This is a genomic window from Flavobacterium gillisiae, assembly GCF_900107635.1.
GTDB classification, from domain to species: Bacteria; Bacteroidota; Bacteroidia; order Flavobacteriales; family Flavobacteriaceae; genus Flavobacterium; species Flavobacterium gillisiae.
In genome coordinates, this window is sequence record NZ_FNRD01000004.1 from 153141 (window position 1) to 174026 (window position 20886).

Annotated in this window: 11 protein-coding genes; 7 read left to right on the forward strand and 4 right to left on the reverse strand. The window is 33.1% G+C overall.

Annotation, left to right across the window (positions count from 1 at the left end; translation table 11 throughout):
• Positions 1-3: 3 nt before the first annotated feature.
• From BLV35_RS07330 to BLV35_RS07365, 7 genes are all read left to right on the forward strand, one after another.
• Positions 4-876, forward strand: a complete 873-nt coding sequence (locus BLV35_RS07330; protein WP_091087182.1) for an HlyD family secretion protein — start codon at positions 4-6, stop codon at positions 874-876.
• Positions 877-911: 35 nt separating this feature from the next.
• On the forward strand, positions 912-1196 hold the full coding sequence (locus BLV35_RS07335) for a cupin domain-containing protein (protein WP_091087187.1): 285 nt from the start codon (positions 912-914) through the stop codon (positions 1194-1196).
• Between the two features lie 39 nt (positions 1197-1235).
• A complete protein-coding gene (locus tag BLV35_RS07340) occupies positions 1236-1601 on the forward strand; it encodes a cupin domain-containing protein (RefSeq protein ID WP_245712028.1) in 366 nt (121 codons plus the stop codon).
• Between the two features lie 48 nt (positions 1602-1649).
• Positions 1650-2546, forward strand: a complete 897-nt coding sequence (locus BLV35_RS07345; protein ID WP_091087190.1) for an ABC transporter ATP-binding protein — start codon at positions 1650-1652, stop codon at positions 2544-2546.
• A gap of 104 nt (positions 2547-2650) precedes the next feature.
• Positions 2651-3385, forward strand: a complete 735-nt coding sequence (locus BLV35_RS07350; protein WP_091087193.1) for an ABC transporter ATP-binding protein — start codon at positions 2651-2653, stop codon at positions 3383-3385.
• A gap of 221 nt (positions 3386-3606) precedes the next feature.
• Positions 3607-4713 (forward strand): ABC transporter permease, encoded by a 1107-nt coding sequence (locus BLV35_RS07355; protein WP_091087678.1) that lies wholly within the window; start codon positions 3607-3609, stop codon positions 4711-4713.
• A gap of 180 nt (positions 4714-4893) precedes the next feature.
• Positions 4894-6018, forward strand: a complete 1125-nt coding sequence (locus BLV35_RS07365; protein WP_091087202.1) for an ABC transporter permease — start codon at positions 4894-4896, stop codon at positions 6016-6018.
• Positions 6019-6045: 27 nt separating this feature from the next.
• Here BLV35_RS07365 and BLV35_RS07370 read toward each other — a convergent pair whose 3' ends face one another.
• The 4 genes from BLV35_RS07370 to BLV35_RS07385 all read right to left on the reverse strand — a co-directional run bounded on the left by BLV35_RS07370 (position 6046) and on the right by BLV35_RS07385 (position 20328).
• Positions 6046-8193, reverse strand: coding sequence for a PAS domain-containing hybrid sensor histidine kinase/response regulator (locus BLV35_RS07370; RefSeq protein WP_091087205.1), 2148 nt, complete (start codon positions 8191-8193; stop codon positions 6046-6048).
• A gap of 82 nt (positions 8194-8275) precedes the next feature.
• On the reverse strand, positions 8276-11611 hold the full coding sequence (locus tag BLV35_RS07375) for a chemotaxis protein CheB (protein WP_091087208.1): 3336 nt from the start codon (positions 11609-11611) through the stop codon (positions 8276-8278).
• Positions 11612-12102: 491 nt separating this feature from the next.
• Complete coding sequence (locus tag BLV35_RS07380; protein WP_091087211.1) at positions 12103-13836, reverse strand: response regulator; 1734 nt, start codon at positions 13834-13836, stop codon at positions 12103-12105.
• Between the two features lie 135 nt (positions 13837-13971).
• Complete coding sequence (locus tag BLV35_RS07385) at positions 13972-20328, reverse strand: PAS domain S-box protein (RefSeq protein WP_091087214.1); 6357 nt, start codon at positions 20326-20328, stop codon at positions 13972-13974.
• Positions 20329-20886: the final 558 nt, after the last annotated feature.

Here is a 20886-nt window from a genome sequence, read left to right on the forward strand (position 1 = left end):
ATTATGAAAAAAATAATTATCGCTCTACTTATAGTAAGTCTAGCGGCTTGCAACAAAAATAACGACAAGGCAGATGGTTACGGTAACTTTGAAGCTACTGAAGTTACTATTTCGGCGGAAGCCAATGGAAAAATTGAATTCTTAAATTTAGAAGAAGGAACTATTCTTGAGCCTAATACTACAATAGGATTAATAGACACCACACAATTGTACTTGAATAAACAACAATTATTAGCTTCGAAAACTACCGTATTTTCGAAATCAAAAAATGTGCTGTCCCAAACTAATGTTTTGCAAGAGCAACTCAAAACAACGTTGATAGAGCAAAAGCGAGTTCAAAATATGTATACTGAAAATGCGGCCACAAAACGCCAAGTTGACGAAGTGGAAGGCAAAGTGAATGTATTAAAAGAACAAATCAAGAGCGTAGGAACACAAGATGCGCCAATCCTAAACGAAGCCAAATCGATTGATGTTCAAATCGAAAAAATTAACGATCAAATCGAGAAAAGTAAAATCACCAACCCGATAAAAGGAACAGTATTGGCCAAATATGCAGAGCCAAATGAAATTACGGCTTTCGGGAAACCACTTTATAAAATTGCCGACTTATCTAAAATGACTTTACGTGTATATTTTAGTGAAACCCAATTACCAAGTATAAAAATCGGACAAGAAGTTACGGTTTCAATTGATGACAAGGAAGGAACAAAACCTTATAAAGGAACAATTTCTTGGATATCCTCTTCGGCAGAGTTTACTCCAAAAGTCATCCAAACCAAAGAAGAAAGAGTCAATTTAGTTTACGCTGCAAAAGTAACCGTTAAAAACGATGGTAGTTTAAAAATTGGAATGCCAGCAGAAGTAAAACTATAGAAATAATAATATTCACCCTTTAATACTTATTTCAAATGAATTTAAAAGACTTACATACCGAAAACAAAGCCGTTCAAACAAGCATATTATTTGAACCAACTGAAAAAGTGATTTCCTTGCAAATTGCAAAAGGCGAACAGCTAAAAGAACACCTCACAAAAATACCAGCCTTATTAGTTTGCGTTTCAGGTAAAGCAGCTTTTAACGACGAAAACGAGCAAAAAATCAATTTACAATCCGGTGGTTTTGTAAAAATAGAACCTAATGTAAAGCATTGGATAGACGCTTTTGAAGATAGTAACTTCCTATTAATTAAATAATTTTTCGATATACAATCAAAACCTTCTAACACTAAAAACATGAAAAAATCAATCGTATTACTTGTATTCTTCGCTTTATTCAGCTGTAAATCGGTTCCAGTAGAACCATTAAAAACCATGAATTTAAAAGACTTGCACACGGAACAAAAAGAGGTACAAACAGCTCTTTTATTTGTGCCTTCAGATAACAAAGTAGTGTCTTTGCAAATCGCTAAAGGCAAACAATTATCAGAACATATTACAAAAGTACCTGCATTATTAGTTTGTGTTTCTGGTACAGGAAGTTATGGCGATGAAAGTGGTCGAAAAATGAGCTTAAAGACGGGGGATTATGTCAAAATTGAATCAAATATCAAACATTGGGTCGATGCTTTCGTAGACAGTAATTTTCTATTAATTAAGTGATCCGCTAATTATGAAATTTATAATGCAATTGACATTTTAATTTAAAATATGAGTATTTCAGTCCAAAACATATCCAAATCATACAAAAACATCAAAGCTATTGATGCCGTTTCTTTTGAAGTAAATCCAGGAGAACTATTTGGTTTAATAGGTCCAGATGGAGCGGGAAAAACAACCATATTCAGAATTCTAACCACACTTTTAATCACTGATGAAGGAACAGCAAGTGTAGTAGATTATGATGTAGTTAAAGATTATAAAGCCATAAGAAATTCCGTAGGATATATGCCCGGAAAATTTTCGTTGTATCAAGATCTAACTGTCGAAGAAAATCTTTCGTTTTTTGCTACTATTTTCGGAACAACCATAGAAGAAAATTACGAACTAATTAAAGATATTTACATTCAAATTGAACCTTTCAAAAAACGTAGAGCTGGAGCATTATCAGGTGGAATGAAACAGAAGTTAGCTTTGTGTTGTGCATTAATTCACGCACCAAAAGTCCTGTTTTTAGACGAACCTACAACAGGAGTTGATCCCGTTTCTAGAAAGGAATTTTGGCAAATGCTAAAACGTTTGCAACGAAAAGGAATCACTATTTTAGTCTCTACACCTTATATGGATGAAGCTTCCTTATGTGATCGAATTGCTTTAATACAAAAAGGAAAAGTATTAAAAATTGATTCGCCACAAGCAATTACCGCCAATTACGAAAAAGTAATTTATGATATTCAATCTAAAAACACGCACGGTTTAATCCACGATTTAAAAAACTATCCAAGTCATTATAGTGTGTATGCTTTTGGCGAATTTATTCATTACATCGATAAAAATGCAGATTTCAATCTAAAGGATTTAGAGGCTTATTTAGAAAATAAAAACCACTCTGAAATAATAATTAAAAAAGCAATAACAACCATCGAAGACGTTTTTATGGACCTTTAATTCAATTATGAATTGTAAATTATGAATTCAGCGTTTCGAAAAATAATCTGTGAATCCGTAGCAAAAAAATAAAATCCAAATTCGTGTTAATTCGTGTTTAAAAAATGAAGAAAGAGAAAATCATACAAGTAGAAAAACTAACCAAAACATTTGGCGACTTCACAGCAGTTAAAGGCATCACATTTGATGTTTTTAAAGGAGAAATTTTTGGTTTTTTAGGAGCCAATGGAGCAGGAAAAACGACCGCAATGAAAATGCTCATCGGAATTTCAAACCCTACTTCTGGCAGCGCCATTGTAGCAGGTTTAGATGTAGCCACTCAAGCGGATTTGGTTAAAAAAAACATTGGCTATATGAGTCAGAAATTCTCCTTATATGATGATTTAACGATCAAAGAAAATATTACTTTTTTTGGTGGGATTTATGGTTTATCACGCAAACAAATCAAAGAAAAAACACAGCAACTTATTACCAAATTAGAAATGCAAAACGTAGCCGATAATCTAGTTGGTTCCTTGCCATTAGGATGGAAACAAAAATTATCCTTTTCTGTTGCATTGTTACACGAACCTAAAATAGTATTTCTGGACGAACCCACTGGCGGCGTTGACCCAATTACTAGAAGACAGTTTTGGGAAATGATTTACACCCAAGCCCACAAAGGCACTACCATATTTGTAACCACACATTACATGGACGAAGCCGAATATTGCGACCGTGTTTCCATCATGGTTGATGGCGTTATTGAAGCATTAGACACTCCAAAAAATTTGAAACAACAATTTAATGTAGAATCAATGAATGATGTGTTTTTAAAATTAGCGAGGAATATAGAGTAGAAGAAAGTATTACCATTTTTAGTAAACAGTATAACGAATCTGTGGGGATTTTTGACTTGAGCGATAGAACAGATGAATAAAATCTGTGTTTAAAAAATAATGCTTTTTGGCTTTGCCATTATTAATATTGAATAACAATTAAAACCATTTAAAGATTAAAACTCATTAAGTATCTATGGCTTAATTTTCTTAATCTCTTAATGGTTCAAAAAAATATAATAATGAAACGATTTATTGGTTTTGTAAAAAAAGAATTCTATCACATTTTTCGTGATAAACGTTCTATGTTCATCCTTTTTGGGATGCCCATTGCACAGATTATGTTATTTGGCTTCGCTATTACAAACGAAATCAACAACGTGAAAATTGCTGTTTTAGATCAATCAAAAGATACCGAAACCCAAAAAATAATCCAAAAAATAAGCAATTCTTCTTATTTTACAATAGCACAAGAAATTAAAACAGAATCCGAAATCGAATCCGTATTCAAAAAAGGAGAAGTTAAAGCTGTTTTGGTTTTCGAAAAAGATTTTATTAAACATTTGCAAACGCAAAAAAATGCAAAAGTTCAAGTGATCACTGATGCAACCGATCCTAATATGGCCAACACCATTTCTAACTACATTACCTCAATCCTTCAAAATTTCATCCAAGAAAAAAACAAAAACAACAAGCAAGCCTATCAAATTCAAACGCAAACGCAACTGTTTTATAACCCAGCTATGAAAAGCGTTTTTACTTTTGTCCCAGGCGTAATGACAGTTATTTTAATGTTGGTTTCAGCGATGATGACTTCTATTTCGATCACTCGTGAAAAAGAATTAGGCACGATGGAAGTGCTTTTAGTTTCTCCCATAAAACCGTTCCAAGTAATTATAGGAAAAGTTTTTCCGTACATCTTTTTATCAGTAATCAACGCTGCAGTTATTCTGCTTTTAGGTTATTTTGTTTTTGAAATGCCCATAGAAGGAAGCCTGTTTTTATTAGCCATAGAAAGCGTTTTATTTATTATTTGTGCCTTGGCATTAGGAATTTTAATTTCCACACTATCAGATTCCCAGCAAACAGCCATGATGATTTCGCTATTCGGACTCATGTTACCTGTGATATTGCTGTCAGGATTTATTTTCCCTATTTCAAGCATGCCCTTGCCTTTGCAAGTTATCAGCAATATTATTCCTGCTAAATGGTTCATTATCATCATCAAAGCCATAATGCTAAAAGGAGCAAGTTTTTCAGTAATTTGGAAAGAAACCTTAATTTTAGTTGGAATGACATTGTTTTTTATTGTAGTAAGCATCAAAAAATACAAAATACGATTAGAGTAAGGAATTTCAATGGCAATGGTAATTTTAATAGCAATGACAATGGTAATGACAGTGGTAATTTCAATGACAATGGCAATTTCAATAGCAATGACAATGGTAATGACAGTGGTAATTTCAATGGCAATCGCAATTTAAAAAAACAGCTGCTTTTGTGCCTTCCTGGCAAAAACAAACCAAAATATGAAAACAATCTTATTCATCATACAAAAGGAATTCAAGCAAATTTTTAGAAATAAAAGCATGCTGCCTATTATTTTTATTTTGCCTTTGATACAATTGGTTATTCTATCCAATGCTGCGAGTTTTGAAGTCAAAAATATTAGATTATCCTATTTAGATCACGACCGTTCTGCAGCTTCACGAGAGTTGATTAGCAAATTTAAAGCGTCAAGCTATTTCAATGTTAGTTCTGAATTTCAATCTAAAAAAGAAGCTAATTTACAAATGCAAAAAGGAAATACAGATGTCATTCTAGAAATTCCTATTCACTTTGAACGCAATCTAATCAAACAAAAAAACACTAACCTTTCCGTTAGTATCAATGCTATAGATGGCGCTGCGGCAGGAGTTTCTAATGTTTATATTACGCAAATTATTTCCAGCTTTAATCAATCCATACAAACACAACTACAAACTTATAATGATGGAAATGCAACCCAACCCGAAAACATAATGACCATTCCATCCTTTTGGTACAACAAAACTTTGAATTACAAAACCTTCATGGTACCAGGTATTTTAGTTTTATTAGTAACGATGTTGTCTTTGTTTTTGTCCTCTATGAATATTGTTCGAGAAAAAGAGGTGGGAACATTAGAGCAAATTAATGTAACCCCTATTAAGAAACACCAATTTATCATTGGTAAATTATTTCCGTTTTGGGTTTTAGGACTGGTGATCTTAACGGTTGGATTAGTCATTGCGATAGTAATTTTCAACGTGCCGATCCTAGGTAATATCTTCTTGATTTATGGTTTCACTTCTATTTATTTAATACTAATTTTAGGAATTGGATTGTTCATTTCTAATCATACCGAAACCCAACAACAAGCTATGTTTATTGCTTGGTTTTTTACGGTTATTTTCATCTTAATGAGTGGACTTTTTACACCAATTGAAAGTATGCCTACTTGGGCTCAAAACATTACTTACTTTAACCCAATTCGTTATTTTGTTGAAGTTATTAGAATGGTTATGCTTAAAGGAGCAGACTTTAATGAAATCAAAACTAAAATTGGCATAATTGCATTATATGCTTTTGTTATCAATGGGTTTGCCGTTTGGAGTTATAAAAAAACGAATTAGTTTTATGGGTAAAATCCTAAAACAAAATCAATTCTTCACCCATCTATACAGCACGGTCTCTAAATCATTTAGACTAAACGGCTTAGAAACATAATCATTCATACCGCATTCTAAACACTTTTCTTTTTCTTCAACAAAAATACCAGCTGTCAAAGCAATGATTGGTGGAGATGGAAAACGACTCAATTTTCTAAGTTCAATAGTAGTTTCAAAACCATTTTTTTTAGGCATTTGGATATCCATAAAAATAATGTCCAGCTTCTCTTTTTTATACAGTTTTATCGCTTCTTTTCCATCTACCGCTTCAAAAATGATGGAATTTGGTATTATTTTTTTTATCAGTTTTTTTGCCAAAAGCATATTAATTCTGTTGTCCTCCACAATGAGTATTTTTGTGTTATCCAGATATTCTTTGATGGGCTCTTTGTTATCACCAATCTGATTTAACAATGGAATTGTGGTCTTTTTTTTCTTGTTTGACTTCTTAAAATCAATTGAAAAATGAAAATCACTTCCTTTCCTGTATTTACTAGTAAGGAGTAATTTACTGTTCATTAACTCTAATAACTGATTGGAGATCGCTAAACCTAATCCTGTTCCTCCAAATTTTCTTGTTGTGGAAATATCCTCTTGTACAAAAGAATGAAATATTTTTTCTTGATTTTGCTGTTTTATCCCAACGCCAGTGTCCTTAACTGAAAAATTTATAGTGGAAATAGCATCATCATCAGAACCGATTTCAATAACATTTAACTGAACAGACCCTTCCTCTGTGAATTTTAAAGCATTCCCTATTAAGTTTACTATAATTTGTTTTAGCCTCACTGAGTCAGCAAAGATAAATTGAGGTACAGCATCATCAATATTTAATATTAAATCGATATTTTTTAAATTTGCCTGATGCTTAAAAAGATTAATCACTTGCTTTGTAAGTCCAAAAAGATCGACTTCTTCGATATTCAGTTCTAATTTCCCAGATTCAATTTTAGAAAAGTCCAAAACATCATTGATAATATCTAATAATAAAACAGCTGATTCATTTACTATGTTAATATATTCAGCTTGGTCAATATCGAGATTTGTTTTGGTCAACAAATCCGTAAAACCTATTATTCCGTTCAGCGGAGTACGGATTTCATGACTCATATTCGTTAGAAAATTAGATTTAGCTTTGTTTGCTTCTTCCGCTTGATTTTTTGCTTTTGTTAATTCTTTTTGCACGAGTTTTATCTCTGTGATATCGATAAAGCTAATGACTATTTCTATTAGCTCTCCATTAGTATCGATTACGGGAAACCCATTTACTAAAAGTAACACTACCTCTTTAGAATTAGGTATTCTGAATCCAACGATAAAATTCTTAAGTGGTTTTCTACTCGCTATAATTTGATTAACTGGATATTTATCATAGGGTAAAGGTAAATAATTTTCATCCAAACATTTCCAATCGAGATCCATTGCTTTTTTTCCTTTCAATTGGTCTTGGTTAAAACCAAGCAATTCAGAGGCTTTAGGATTGCTCATTATTATACTTGAGTCTGCTGCATGTATAACAATACCTTCATCCAGATTATTAACAATTTCTTGATATCTTTTCTTACTCTCCACTAATGCTAACTCTGACTCTCTGCGTTTAGTAATATCAATTAATGTAATATTACACTGCCCTTCATCTTTTGTAATAACACCAGATAAGTGACCAAAAAAAGATTTTTCATCTTTGGTTACAAGCTTCACTTCACATGATTCTCTATGCTTACTTTTAAAAATTTTATCTAAAAAAGAATTATAAATCTGTTTTGAATCATCAGAAATAAAAAAACCGAATTGACTGTTAATTACACTTGAACGCAGTTTGCCAAGCATATCGACCCCAGTGAGATTAGCTTCAATAACTCTACCACCCCTAGACAACGTAAAATATCCAGAAGGTGCATAATCGTACAATTCAGTATATTTTTCAATTGCCTGCTCTGCCTGCTCTTTTGCTATAAGCAATTCTTCATTTTGCATTTCAAGCTCAATCTGATGGACTTCTAATTCGTGAATGAGTTTCAAAATCATCACTTCAGAAAGTTTCCCATCAAATTTAAATTGACTATTGTTTTTTCGCAATTCTTCGGCCTTTAGCCTAAGAAGGGCAGTAACTTTCGATTTGTTTTCCCCATTTTCCATCGATACTAACTATTTTAAATACTATCGCCAAAAAAAACTTTGTTTTATATTTTTATGCTATTTAAATATTCATTAAAAATGTTTATTTCGAATGTAAGTTAGTAAAGTTACGAATAAAACATTGTATTACTACATGATTATCAACTATATACACACTTGCTATGAAATCAACATTGATTTTTTGTCCATCGGCTGTTTCAACCTGGACATTTTCGTCATTAGCCGACTTCTTCTGCTTTAACTCATCAAACTTATCTTTGCTTGCTATTATATTTTTAAAAAAATTGATTTCCCAAATTGGTTTTTTAGCAAACTCTTTTTTCGGATGCCCTAATAATTGGATTAAAAATGGATTTACGTCCGTTATTTTCCCTGTTACAGCATCAATAAAAAATATTCCTTCTTTTGCTGATTCAAAAAGATGGTGATAACGTGCCTCAGAAAAAGTCAATGCTTCTTCGGTTCGTTTACGTTCCGTAATATCACGAATAATACATTCAATTACTTTTTTATTGTTTACCAAGTTCATCGTGCTGACAAATTCCACTTTAATCTCTTTTCCATCAGAGGATTGAAGCGATAAATTTTCATCACGGAAAAATTCCATTTTCTTTAACTCCGCAAACTTTTCTTTATTAGCTACTATATCCTGAAGTGGGGCTATTTCCCAGATTGCCTTTTCAACGAATTGCTCATAAGAGTAGCCCAGCATTTCAATTAAAAATGGATTAACATCTATAATATTACCCGTTTCTGCATTGAGGATAAGAATTCCGTCTTTAGCAGATTCAAATAAGTGTAGGTATCGATTTTCCATTATTAATGCCTCTTCTGCCATTTTTGAGACAGTGATATCAGTAAATGTAATTACGATGCCGTCAATGCGATCATCTAACGTTCGATAGGGCATAATTCGAACATTATACCATCTTCCGTCCTTTGTTCCAATTGTATTTTGAATTGGGGTCAAATTTTTAATTACGTTTCGTGCATCGCTACCTATATCAGGATATTTCAAATCAGTAACCAGATCCGTAAAAGGCCTACCGGAATCGCTAGATCTGATTTTAAATATTTTGGTAACAGCATCAGTAAACCTACGTATATTTAATCCTTTGTCTAAAAATAGAGTTGCGATTTCAGTACTGTTAAGTAAATTTTTCATGTCATTACTTGCCTGTTCAAAGTCAAGTAATTTATTTTGAAGTTCTGTATTTACTGTCTGTAACTCTTCGTTTAGACTTTGCATCTCCTCTTTTGAAGTCGTCAATTCCTCATTTGTTGATTGCAATTCTTCATTCGTCGATTGCAATTCTTCATTGATTGATTTCATTTCTTCCTGAGAGGCTTGCATATGTTCCCGCGAATTACGCAAGTCTTCATTTGATTGTTTTAATTCAGCCTCAAGCTCTATCTGTCTGCCTGGTAGAGATAGTTTACCCTTTTTTTGTTTCAACAAAGGTGACTCTATTATCTCTAGCTCATCCTTAAAAACTATCATTACCTTTCCTTTTAACTGATCCGGGCTTTCAATCTGCTGAATAGTTATGGAGGCATAATTAAAACCTCCATTATTATTTATAATTTTAATGTTCTGTAGGTTAACCGGCTCACTGCTTTGCAGTGCTTTTTGGAACGCATTGTACAGTTCATTTCTCAAACCTTCTCGTGCCATTGCATGGATGTTCCAGTTTGCTTTACCAGCCACGGGTTCAAGATATTTACCAGTACGACCTGTGATATATAAAATATCTCCTTTATCATTTACCAGTACACTCGCTGGCGCAAATTGTTGAAGTACTATCTGATCAGCAAGGGTTTGAATATTTTCGACCACTTTAGGAGTATTAGTTGTTTCTTTGATTACTGTTTTACTTTTTGAAAAAGAACTTGGGAAACCAGTTAATTTTGATGACGTAGAGATATCTGTACGTTTATACAATTTTAATTTAGCATCGACGACCTCAAACCCTTCATTATTACGGGGTATGGTTTCAGCAGAGCCCAATACCATAATGCCTCCCGGGAGAAGACTATAGTTAAATAAATCAATTAGTTTCTTTTGTAAAGGCGGCTCCATGTATATCAACATATTACGACACATCAATATATTAAGCTTAGTAAAAGGAGGATCTTTTATTACGTTATGCGGTGCAAAAATAACCTTTTCTCGTATTAGTGCATTCACTCGATATCCATCTGCTTCGATATTGAAGAACTTATTGATTCGTTCTGGTGAAACATCTACATTAATATTAGATGTAAAAATACCGCGCCGTGCTTTTTCAATGGCATCCGCATCTAAATCCGTGGCAAAAATTTGCAACTTCAAATTTCTGTGTTTTCCAGTACTTTCTATCACTTCCCTGAATACTATAGCAAGTGAATAAGCCTCTTCTCCTGTGGAGCAGGCGGTAATCCATGCCCGTAGTACAGTTCCATCCGGTAAGTCTTTAATAAGTTCAGGCAGAATAGTACTTTTAAGTTTGCCCCAAACGGCGGCATCACGAAAAAAACTGGTTACCCCTATTAATAACTCTTTGAAAAGCAACTCAATTTCATTAGGGTTCTCTTGTAAATAATGAACATAATCTTCCGTGCTATCGATGCGATGAATTTCTCTACGCCTTTCGATGCGGCGCATTAAAGTCGTTTTTTTATACAATAAAAAATCATGACCAGTTTGTTCTCGCAGTAAAATGATAATTTTCTCGAGACTACTTCTGTTCTCACTCTCTATATCTGAATCATTTTCAATTACCGGTGTGTGATGGAGAAGCGTAATCAGCCTAGCGGGCAGCTCTTCTACCGGTGCCACAACATCTACTGCAGCTGCTTGAGTAGCATGAATGGGCATCGAGTCAAATTTTGCTGTAGCAGGTTCCTGAACCAAAACAAATCCACCTTGTTCTTTAATGGATTTAATTCCTAAACTTCCATCAGAACCCATTCCTGAAAGAATAATTGCAACACTTTTATTTAATTTATCAAGTGCCAAGGAACGAAAGAATATATCGATTGGTAAGCGCAACCCTTGGGTTTCAGTGAGGGTTAATAGATGTAATGAACCTTTTACTATTGTCAAACTTTTATTTGGAGGAATTACATATACATGATTGGGTTTTACCTCAAGCCGATCTGTTGCCTGCAATACTTTCATAGAAGTAACCCGTTGTAATAACTCAGGTAACATTCCAACATAATTAGGATCGAGATGTTGAATAACGACAAATGCCATACCAGCATTTTTGGGCATATTTTCAAAAAAAACTTCCATCGCCTCCAGTCCTCCTGCGGAAGTTCCTATACCCACTATAGGGAAGTCATTGTTGGGATCTTTGGCAACGACATTCTCTTTGGCTGTTGTAGAAACGGCATCTTCTTCCGGTACATTTTGTTTATTCTCTATCTTTTTCATTATGATATTGTAATATTATACATCAACCCTCACGATTAGTCAACATGAATGTAATTTATTATTTTTTAAAGGTCGAATATTAATTTCTAACAACAGTTGCTTTTACAACTAAATTAAATACAAAGTAGCGTTGAATTATTTAATTTATCTTCGAAAAAAAAACAATGATGAATATGAATTCATAACAGAATGCAAAATCCAGACCACTAAACGGTGCTTTAAAATGATTCTCGAATAATTCTGCTCTGTTTACATGCCTGATATACTACTGAAAAATAGCAGTCAGTATGGAATCAAGAATTTCAGCATGTTTTGTACCATAATACTTTTGAATTCACTGGAATATAATTATCACAATTCACTTATGTTCTTCAACTATGTCATTTCGACAAAGGAGAAATGACATAACAATCTTGACTTTTTTTTAAATTAACCTTCCAGAACTGATCTGAAACAACAATATCTAAAAACCAACAGTTTAAAGACCGCGGCTATTTAGTCAACCATTTGTGTAATACTATTTCCAAATCTGATAGGTTAATGGGCTTTGGTAGATAGTCGTTCATTCCCGATTCAAAACATTTCTCTTTGTCTTCTTTCATGGTTCCGGCAGTTATGGCAATAATTGCAATTTGTTCTCCATTAGGCAATAAGCGAATCTCTTTGGTTGCTTCATACCCATTTTTATTAGGCATCTGAATATCCATTAATATAATATCTGGCTCTTCCTTTTTAAAATGCAGTACGGCTTCATTTCCATCACTAGCTTCAAAAATAGTGGCGTTTGTAATTATTTTTTTTACCAATGTCCTTACTAAGAGCATATTAATTTTATTATCCTCAACTATTAAAACCTTCTTGTTAGAAAGAACTTCAAAGGATGTACTGTGGTCAATAATGGTTGAATCAACTTTAGATTCACTGCTTTGCTTTTCATTTATCCTCTTAAATTTAATTGCAAAGAAGAAATCGCTTCCTTCGCCTACTTTACTCTTTAATCGCAATTTACTATCCATTAACGCTAAAAGTTTATTTGCTATCGATAGTCCTAAACCAGTACCACCATATAGACGACTTGTAGAATTGTCTTCTTGAATAAAAGCCTTAAATATTTTTTTATTACTACTCTCTTTTATACCGATACCAGTATCTTTTAAAGAGAAATTGATCGTACAGGAATCTTTACTCATTAATTGAGTTTCAGAGATATTCAAACTAATTTTTCCCGTATCAGTAAACTTTACAGCATTGCTTAACAGATTTACTAATATTTGTTTTAGCCTGGGAGCATCCGCTTTAACATATTGGCAAACGTTATCATCGATATTAAGTACTAAATCAATCTTCTTAATGGTCGCTTGGTATTTAAACAAGTCAACAACCTGATTAGTCAATTCATAAATATCTGTCTTTACAATTTCTAGATCTAATTTCCCAGCTTCAATTTTAGAAAAGTCTAAAACATCATTTACAATATGCTTTAAGATTGTTGCTGATTCGTTAATGGTTGACATATATTCCAGATGATTTTTTTCCAGATTTGATTTCATTAGCAAATCTGTAAAACCAATTATTCCATTTAAGGGTGTTCTAATTTCATGACTCATATTAGCTAAGAAATCAGTTTTAGCAATGCTAGCTGCTTCTGCCTCTTCCTTTGCTTTAATTAATTCAATCTCCATCAACTTTCGCTCGGTAATGTTAATCACTGATACATGGCATTGCTCCCCAGTATCGCCTACGATACCTTTCATATAAACATACACAGTTTTGTCTTCATTATTTATAATGGCAACTTCACAAGATTGTTTATTCGAGTGTTCGAATATTTTTTCTAAAAAAAAGTTGAAAATTGGTTTTGTATCATCTGAAACAAAAAAGCCAAACCGACTATTTAATAATTTAAATCGGTTTTTTCCTAACAACTCGGCCCCTGCCAGATTTAGTTGGGTTATATCACCTTCCGTATTAAGGGTAAAATATCCCGAAGGCAAAAAATCGTATAATTCAGTGTATTTTTGAGTGGCTATATCGGCTTGGTTTTTTGCTAATAGAAGTTCTTCATTCTGCATTTCTAATTCAATCTGATGCACTTCTAATTCATGAATGAGTCTAATTACCTCGTCGTCAGATAAACTACCGGCTGACTTTCCATTCCTTTGTTTAGCCTCTACCTTTTGACTAAGATTTATTTCTTCCTGCCTCCTGTCTTTGTCGTTTTCCATAAATACAAACGTAATTTTGAACCAAATTAAACAAAAATTATCGTTATATATATAAAAACAGATTTAATCCTGTTAAATAACTACGATAAATGACACGCTTTAACTTTTAGAAGGAGTAATTACAAAAAAGCTTCTTTACTTATTCAACCATTTAATTAATATTTGTTCTAAATCAACTTCAATTATAGGTTTTGATAAATAATCATCTAATCCGGCCTCCAAACACTTTTCTTTGTCACCACTCATTATACCTGCAGTTACCGCAATAATGGGAGTGTTTGAACCTCCTACCAACTGCCTAATTTCGTGCGTAGCTTCGTAACCATTTTTATTAGGCATTTGAATATCCATCAGAATAATATCTGGCTTTTCTATTTCATATTGCGCTACAGCTTCGTTTCCGTCCTTAGCTTCATAGATGGTACAATTAGAAATTATTTTTTTGACAAGTGTTTTTACTAAAAGCATGTTGATTCTATTGTCCTCTACAATTAAAACCTTTTTGTTACTAATACTTTCCATTACCACACGCTCACTTTCAATAATGTATTGAGCAGCTATCTCTTTCTTACTTTTAAATTTTTGAAACTTAATTTCAAAGAAAAAGTCACTTCCGTCTCCATATTTACTAATCAATTGTAATTTACTGTCCATCAACGCCAACAATTGATTTGAAATAGCCAATCCTAATCCTGTTCCTCCAAATTTTCTATTGGTTGAATTATCCTCTTGTACAAATGAATTAAATATTTTATCCTTGTTCGCTACTTTAATTCCAACACCGGTATCTTTTACCGAAAAAATTAAAGTTGTGACTTTCTTTTTTGATTCTGATACCACATCGATATCCAGACATATTTCTCCAAAACTGGTGAATTTTATTGCATTACTCAATAAATTTACTAAAACCTGTTTTAATCTGACAGAATCTCCTAGTACATATTTTGGAACATTCGCACTTAGATTTAATACTAAATTAATATTTTTCTGGTTTGCCTGATGGCTGAATAAATCAATAACCTGACGCGTCAATTGATACAGATTTACTTCTTCCATATGCAATTCTAATTTTCCGGATTCAATTTTAGAAAAATCCAAAACGTCGTTTACAATCTGCATTAAAGAAGCTGCTGACTCATTAATGGTGGCCATATACTCTGCCTGATTCTTTTCCATTTTTGACTTCATCAACAAATGGGTAAATCCTATGATTCCATTCAATGGAGTTCTAATTTCATGACTCATATTAGCCAGAAAATCAGTTTTGGCTTTATTCGCTGCCTCCGATTGTTCTTTTGATTTCAACAATTCTCTTTCCATCAATTTACGCTCCGTAATATCAATAAAACTGATTACAATTTCAGTAATTTCATTACTTTGATTTATAACCGGAAAACCATTTACTAAAACCCAAACAATCTTATCACTGTTAGGATGATTAATTCCTAAAGTAAAGTTTTTAACAGCTTCTTTTGTTTTAAGAATAAGGCTTATCGGGTGTTTTTCAATATCAATAATCGAATTATCGTCATTTAGATATTTCCAAATTGGATCTATGGCCTTCTTACCTAAAATTTGTTCGGTACTTAATCCCAATAATTCCGATGCTTTATTATTACTCATAATTACGGAAGTATCTGCTGCATGCACTACAATTCCCGCATCTAGATTATCTAATAATCCTCGATATCTTTCTTCACTTTTCGCCAGTGACGCATCCACAAGTTTGACCTTAGTAATATCACGTGAAAGACAGATGAAATGGGTATCATGTTCCTCCGTTTCCCTCATAGGTGCTATTGACAATTCATACCAACGTAATTCACCTTTCTTTTCTAAGGTGTACTGACGCCCAGTTGAAAAACCCTTTTCAGCAGCTTCACGTATTGCAGAGAAAGCTAAATTTGCAGCATCTGCAGGCAACACTTCTGAAATTTTCTTGCCAACTAATCGATCTGTTGATTCCATAAATGAATCTTTACGATGCGAGTGATAGTTATAAATAGTACCGTCTAAACCTACTTCAAGCATTAAATCTGGAATAGCATCAATAATCGCCTCCATCTTTTTATTGGCGTTCTTGAATTCTTCTTCGGCCTTTTTAAGGTCAGTAACATCTAACATTGACCCTACAAAACGTGTCGGTTTTCCTTGATCATCTCTTATAATTTTAGCACGTTCGTAAAAACTACCATAAGTACCATCTGCTCTTAAAAAACGAAATTCCTCTGACCAGGAATTTGCGGTTCCATTATAACATTCTTCAATGCTTTTAATTACTCTATCTCTATCGTCAGGATGTAGCTTAGATCGCCACAATGATTTATTTTCCTCAGTTGACAAATCATCACCGTACGAATTTAAATTATCATAAGATACTTTATTATGCCAGTTTTCACCGCTAATAAAATCCAATTCAAATAAAGCATCATTTGTTGCCGATGAAATCAATTCGAATCGTTCATTTGCTTTTCTAATTGCTTCTTCAGCCTTTTTACGGTCCGTTAAGTCTAATCCCATGCCTAGCAGGCACTTTTTCCCTTCATATTCAATTGCCAAGGAATTGATATAATAGTGTACTTTATTGTGGGCTTTAGTATAAAATTCAACCTCAATCCCAGGAGATTTTTTTTCAAAAACAGTACTAATTCTAGTGCTGATCTTTTCCTTTTCGTCTTCATCAAAAAGATCTAGTGGAGTCATCTGACTAATTTCATGGCCACTGTAGCCTGTAACAAGTTCGAAATTTCTATTCCATTTTACAAATTTTCCAGATTCATCATAGAGATAAAATATTCCAGGTAGATTATTTATTATCGTTTCTGAAAGTAGTTTTTCTTTAAAAATTATTTCTTCTGCCTGCTTACGTTCTGTAATATCGGTAACCGTTCCAATGTAGCCTATAATCTCATTATTACTATTTTTTTCTGGGATGGCTTGACCCATTACCCAGGCAATAGTGCCGTCAGGCTTTACAAAACGATATTCAGACAATGTTTTTTCATTCTTTCCCGTAGCATTTTCCCAACGATAAAGAATGGCTTTTCTATCTTCTTCATGAACGGCATCTAACCAACCATTACCCAATGCCTTTTGATAGGACAATCCCGAAATTTGAGTCCAGCTCGGATTGACATAAGTAGTATACCCTGCGGCATCCGTACGAAAAATACCAACCGGCGAAACTTCAGTTAGTGTATGGTATCTTTTCTCACTTTGAAAAACGGCTTCTTCCGCTTTTTTATTTTGAATTTCTTTTTCAAACACTTCCAAAGCAAAAGATACATCATCAGTCGCTTCATCTAATAATGCAATTTCTTCGGCATCAAAAAAGTTCTTCTCAGTAGAATAAAGACTAAAAACTCCTATTACTTTACCTCCTTTTTTAATAGGTAATGACATTGAAGAATTGTATCCTCGGCTTAGCGCTTCTTCTTTCCATGGCGTCATTAGAACACAGTTTTCAATGTCATTACAAACAATATACTTCTCCTCTCTTATTGCTGTTCCAGTAGGACCTCTTCCTTGCGGTATATCTTTAGTTGAAATTGTTTCAATTACGGAGAGATACCCCATATCTTCTCCTGCAACCGCTGCAGCTACTAATTCATTATTAACCTCGTCAACTAAGCCAATCCATGCCATTTTAAACTTACCCGTTTCAACAGCAATAGCACAGGCCTCTTTAAACAGTGTTTCTTCATCCGTTGTGCGAACGATCATTTGGTTAATCTCACTAATAAACAAGTAGAGTCTATTGGCCTTAATAATTTTTTGCTCTGCGTCTATTCTTTCAGTAATATCTGTAACGATACCATGACAAATTACGGTTCCAGAAGGCTCTACAACAGGTAGCGAATTTACTTCGTGCCAAACTAATCCTTTAGTAGGATGAAGATAACGATAGATCCCTTTTAGTGGGACTAGTTCCGTTTTTGTTTTAGTGATTTTTTCAATAACAGCTGCTAAATCATCAGGATGGATCAGTTTAAAAATGCTATTGGCATCTTTTTCGATCTCCTCAAATTTCAACCCATAAATATCGATAATAGCATCGCTTGCATAAGGGTAAGTTAGTGAACCATCTTTATTTTGACGCATCGAATAAATTAACCCTGGCGCTGTAGCAGCTATTTTAACAAATTTATCCCTTTCTTTTTCCAATGACTCGATTGCTTCTTTTCTTTCGGTCACATCCCTTAAGTTAGCAATAACTCCCTTCACACTATCGTGATTAATCAAGTTAGTCAGCACCCCTTCCAGCCATATATACTTCCCATTTTTATGCTTAATTTTAAACAAAACTGGATTTGGAATATCTGGATTACTTAATGTTTTTTGGATTTCCTGCTGCATATATTTCACATAATCGGGATGATAATACTCTATATCAGCCATTCGTGTAAATTCATCAGCTGTGTAGCCTGTAATCCGGGCGGAAGAAGAACTACGAAATATAGTCTTTAAATTTTCATCAAGTACGGTGATAATACCGTCGTTGTTTTCTACCAAGGCACGAAAGTATTTTTCGTTTTGTTTTAATTTTAATTCAGTGTTTTTTTGTGTTGTAACCTCCCTGAAATTTGCAATTATCCCTTTTACACTGCTGTCGTGAAATCTATTGTTCACAACACCTTCAAGCCAGATATAATGTCCTTTTTTATGTTTTACCTGAAACGTCAAAGAAATTACTTCCCCTGGGCTTGCTATGGCATTTTGTATTTTTTGATATACATATTCTAAATAATCTGGATGAAAATACTCTTCATGAGCTATGGTATTAAATTCTTCATCACTGTAACCCGTTATTCGCTGTGAAGAAGGACTACGGAATAAAACTTCTAAGTTTTCATCAACAACAGTGATAATACCTTCATTGTTTTCAACTAAAGAACGGAAGCGCTTTTCGCTTTTTTCAATAATCGCATCAGAATTTTTCTTTTCGGTAATATCCCTAAAAAAGTTTGAGATACCGTCAGCCGATGGATAAAAATGATTTTCTAACCACTGGCTGTTATTATAAAAATATTCAAAATAACAATATTCATTAGTCGCTTTAGCTTTATTAAATGCATCCCCTAAACTTGAGTTCAACGCTTCTGGAAATTCTGTCCAGATATTCTTCCCAATCATTTTGGCAGGGTTACAGCCCAAAAGCTCACCCGCTTTTTTATTCATATACGTATAGCACCAGTTGTTATCTAATGCCACAAAAGCATCCGTAATGCGCTCAAATGTATTGGTAATTAATTCATTTGCTCGTTTAATCTCAGTAATGTCTTTAACAAAACCCATAAATCGAGTTTCAGAAAGTTTTACTGAATCAATACGAGACCATCTAATTTCTCCTGACTTATGAATTATTTTAAATTCTCCTTTTGACTCTCCTACTTTTTTTACTTTATTAAAGCACATTCCCAAATCTTCAATAGATTCCTGAAATATTATATCCATCATCGACAATGTTAAAAGCTCTTCTTCTGAATATCCAAAAATTGAAGACACCGCTTTATTTACCTCAATAAAACTACCAGTTTCATCAGCGATAAAAATTCCATCTGGAGCATTTTCAATATAATTTTTAAATTTAGCATTGCTCTCTTCTTCAATTAACTCAAGTTTGATTTTAACCTCCGCTTGCTTCTTTTCTTTTAGTTTTATGGTAAGTATTTTCTTTTCTGATACATCTTGCGTATTCCCTCTAAGAGCAATCACTTTTCCATCTTCATCAGTTACAGGAATAACAATTACATGAAGCCATTTTATTCTATTAGCAGAAAAATGGCCCGCCTTTTCAATTTCAAAAGACTTCTTATCCTGTATGCATTGATGTATTTTATTTTGAAATTGAATAACCTCTTCTTTTGAGAAACGCTTTAAATAGGATTGAAACAAATCCTCCTTCGGCTTCTTTTTAATTTCGTAGATAGAATATAATTCTTCCGACCAAATCATTTTTTTATTGATTATATCGAATTCCCAACTTCCTATTTTAGCAGTCTTTTGAGCGTCATTTAGTAGTCTCTCGCTTGTAATTAAATTCTGTTGTACTTCCCTTATTTGGGATATGTCTCTTCCAATTCCATAAATAAGTTTTCCGGCCTGGTCGACACTACTAGTCCATTGAATAGTTACAATGGCCCCATTTTTTTTAATATATCTATTTTCGAAACTCATTGAGCCCTCACCTTTCGACAATCGCTCTATTTCAAGATTGGTTTTTACAATATCTTCAGGATGAATAAATGAAATCAAACTAGTGCTGAGTAACTCCTTTTTTGTATGCCCTAATTTTTTTTTGAATGCTGGATTAACCTCTTTAAAAAAACCATCCATTCCTGCTACGCATAACAAATCTTCGGATTCTTTAATATAGAATTCAAAATTGGCGAAGGCACTACGCCCTTTACTTAGGTTATTTATCTCCTCTTTTTGATTTTCTATAATCTTGAGTAAGTCATCGTAGGAAGGTTGGGGCAAATTTGTATTCATAAAAAATTAAACTAGATATTAAAAGCTCATATGCTTTTGAATATAATTATTTATAATCTTTAAACCACTGTATGCAGATATAGTGCTATTTTATTTGCTATTGATTATCTATCATCTAATGATTTCCATAAGGATAATTTTACCGAATCTTCGTCAGAAACCCAGCGATTAGCAATTGAAAATTAAAAATACTATTTAATTCTGTATAAATCAATTCTTAGAAATTTAATTTACATTCTATACCTATTAAACTCGTAATTTAAGTGACCACAACTATTCAGATAAAAAATAATGGCTATTTTACCTACAAATTTCCTACAATGTAGTCCAGTACGATTTGCATTTAATCAAATTAATAGCAAAAGGTCTATTTTAAACTTTTTGCTACTATTGATTATCTCTAACTTCATCTGACTCGACAAAAAATAATATTTAAATCACTGTCTTACTGATAATTATCATATTATACTTGTTAGAAACAATCTAAATTTATATAATTATTAATCTTAAAATGAAAATTTTATCCTCTACAGCAAACTACTACTATTCCCTTAATCG

What these genes read in the sequence shown, in the direction of transcription:
- BLV35_RS07345 (WP_091087190.1), top strand. Translation starts at nt 1,650, where the DNA reads ATGAGTATTTCAGTCCAAAACATATCCAAATCATACAAAAACATCAAA.
- BLV35_RS07385 (WP_091087214.1), bottom strand. Translation starts at nt 20,328, where the DNA reads ATGAATACAAATTTGCCCCAACCTTCCTACGATGACTTACTCAAGATT.
- BLV35_RS07330 (WP_091087182.1), top strand. Translation starts at nt 4, where the DNA reads ATGAAAAAAATAATTATCGCTCTACTTATAGTAAGTCTAGCGGCTTGC.
- BLV35_RS07340 (WP_245712028.1), top strand. Translation starts at nt 1,236, where the DNA reads ATGAAAAAATCAATCGTATTACTTGTATTCTTCGCTTTATTCAGCTGT.
- BLV35_RS07350 (WP_091087193.1), top strand. Translation starts at nt 2,651, where the DNA reads ATGAAGAAAGAGAAAATCATACAAGTAGAAAAACTAACCAAAACATTT.
- BLV35_RS07380 (WP_091087211.1), bottom strand. Translation starts at nt 13,836, where the DNA reads ATGGAAAACGACAAAGACAGGAGGCAGGAAGAAATAAATCTTAGTCAA.
- BLV35_RS07375 (WP_091087208.1), bottom strand. Translation starts at nt 11,611, where the DNA reads ATGAAAAAGATAGAGAATAAACAAAATGTACCGGAAGAAGATGCCGTT.
- BLV35_RS07335 (WP_091087187.1), top strand. Translation starts at nt 912, where the DNA reads ATGAATTTAAAAGACTTACATACCGAAAACAAAGCCGTTCAAACAAGC.
- BLV35_RS07355 (WP_091087678.1), top strand. Translation starts at nt 3,607, where the DNA reads ATGAAACGATTTATTGGTTTTGTAAAAAAAGAATTCTATCACATTTTT.
- BLV35_RS07370 (WP_091087205.1), bottom strand. Translation starts at nt 8,193, where the DNA reads ATGGAAAATGGGGAAAACAAATCGAAAGTTACTGCCCTTCTTAGGCTA.
- BLV35_RS07365 (WP_091087202.1), top strand. Translation starts at nt 4,894, where the DNA reads ATGAAAACAATCTTATTCATCATACAAAAGGAATTCAAGCAAATTTTT.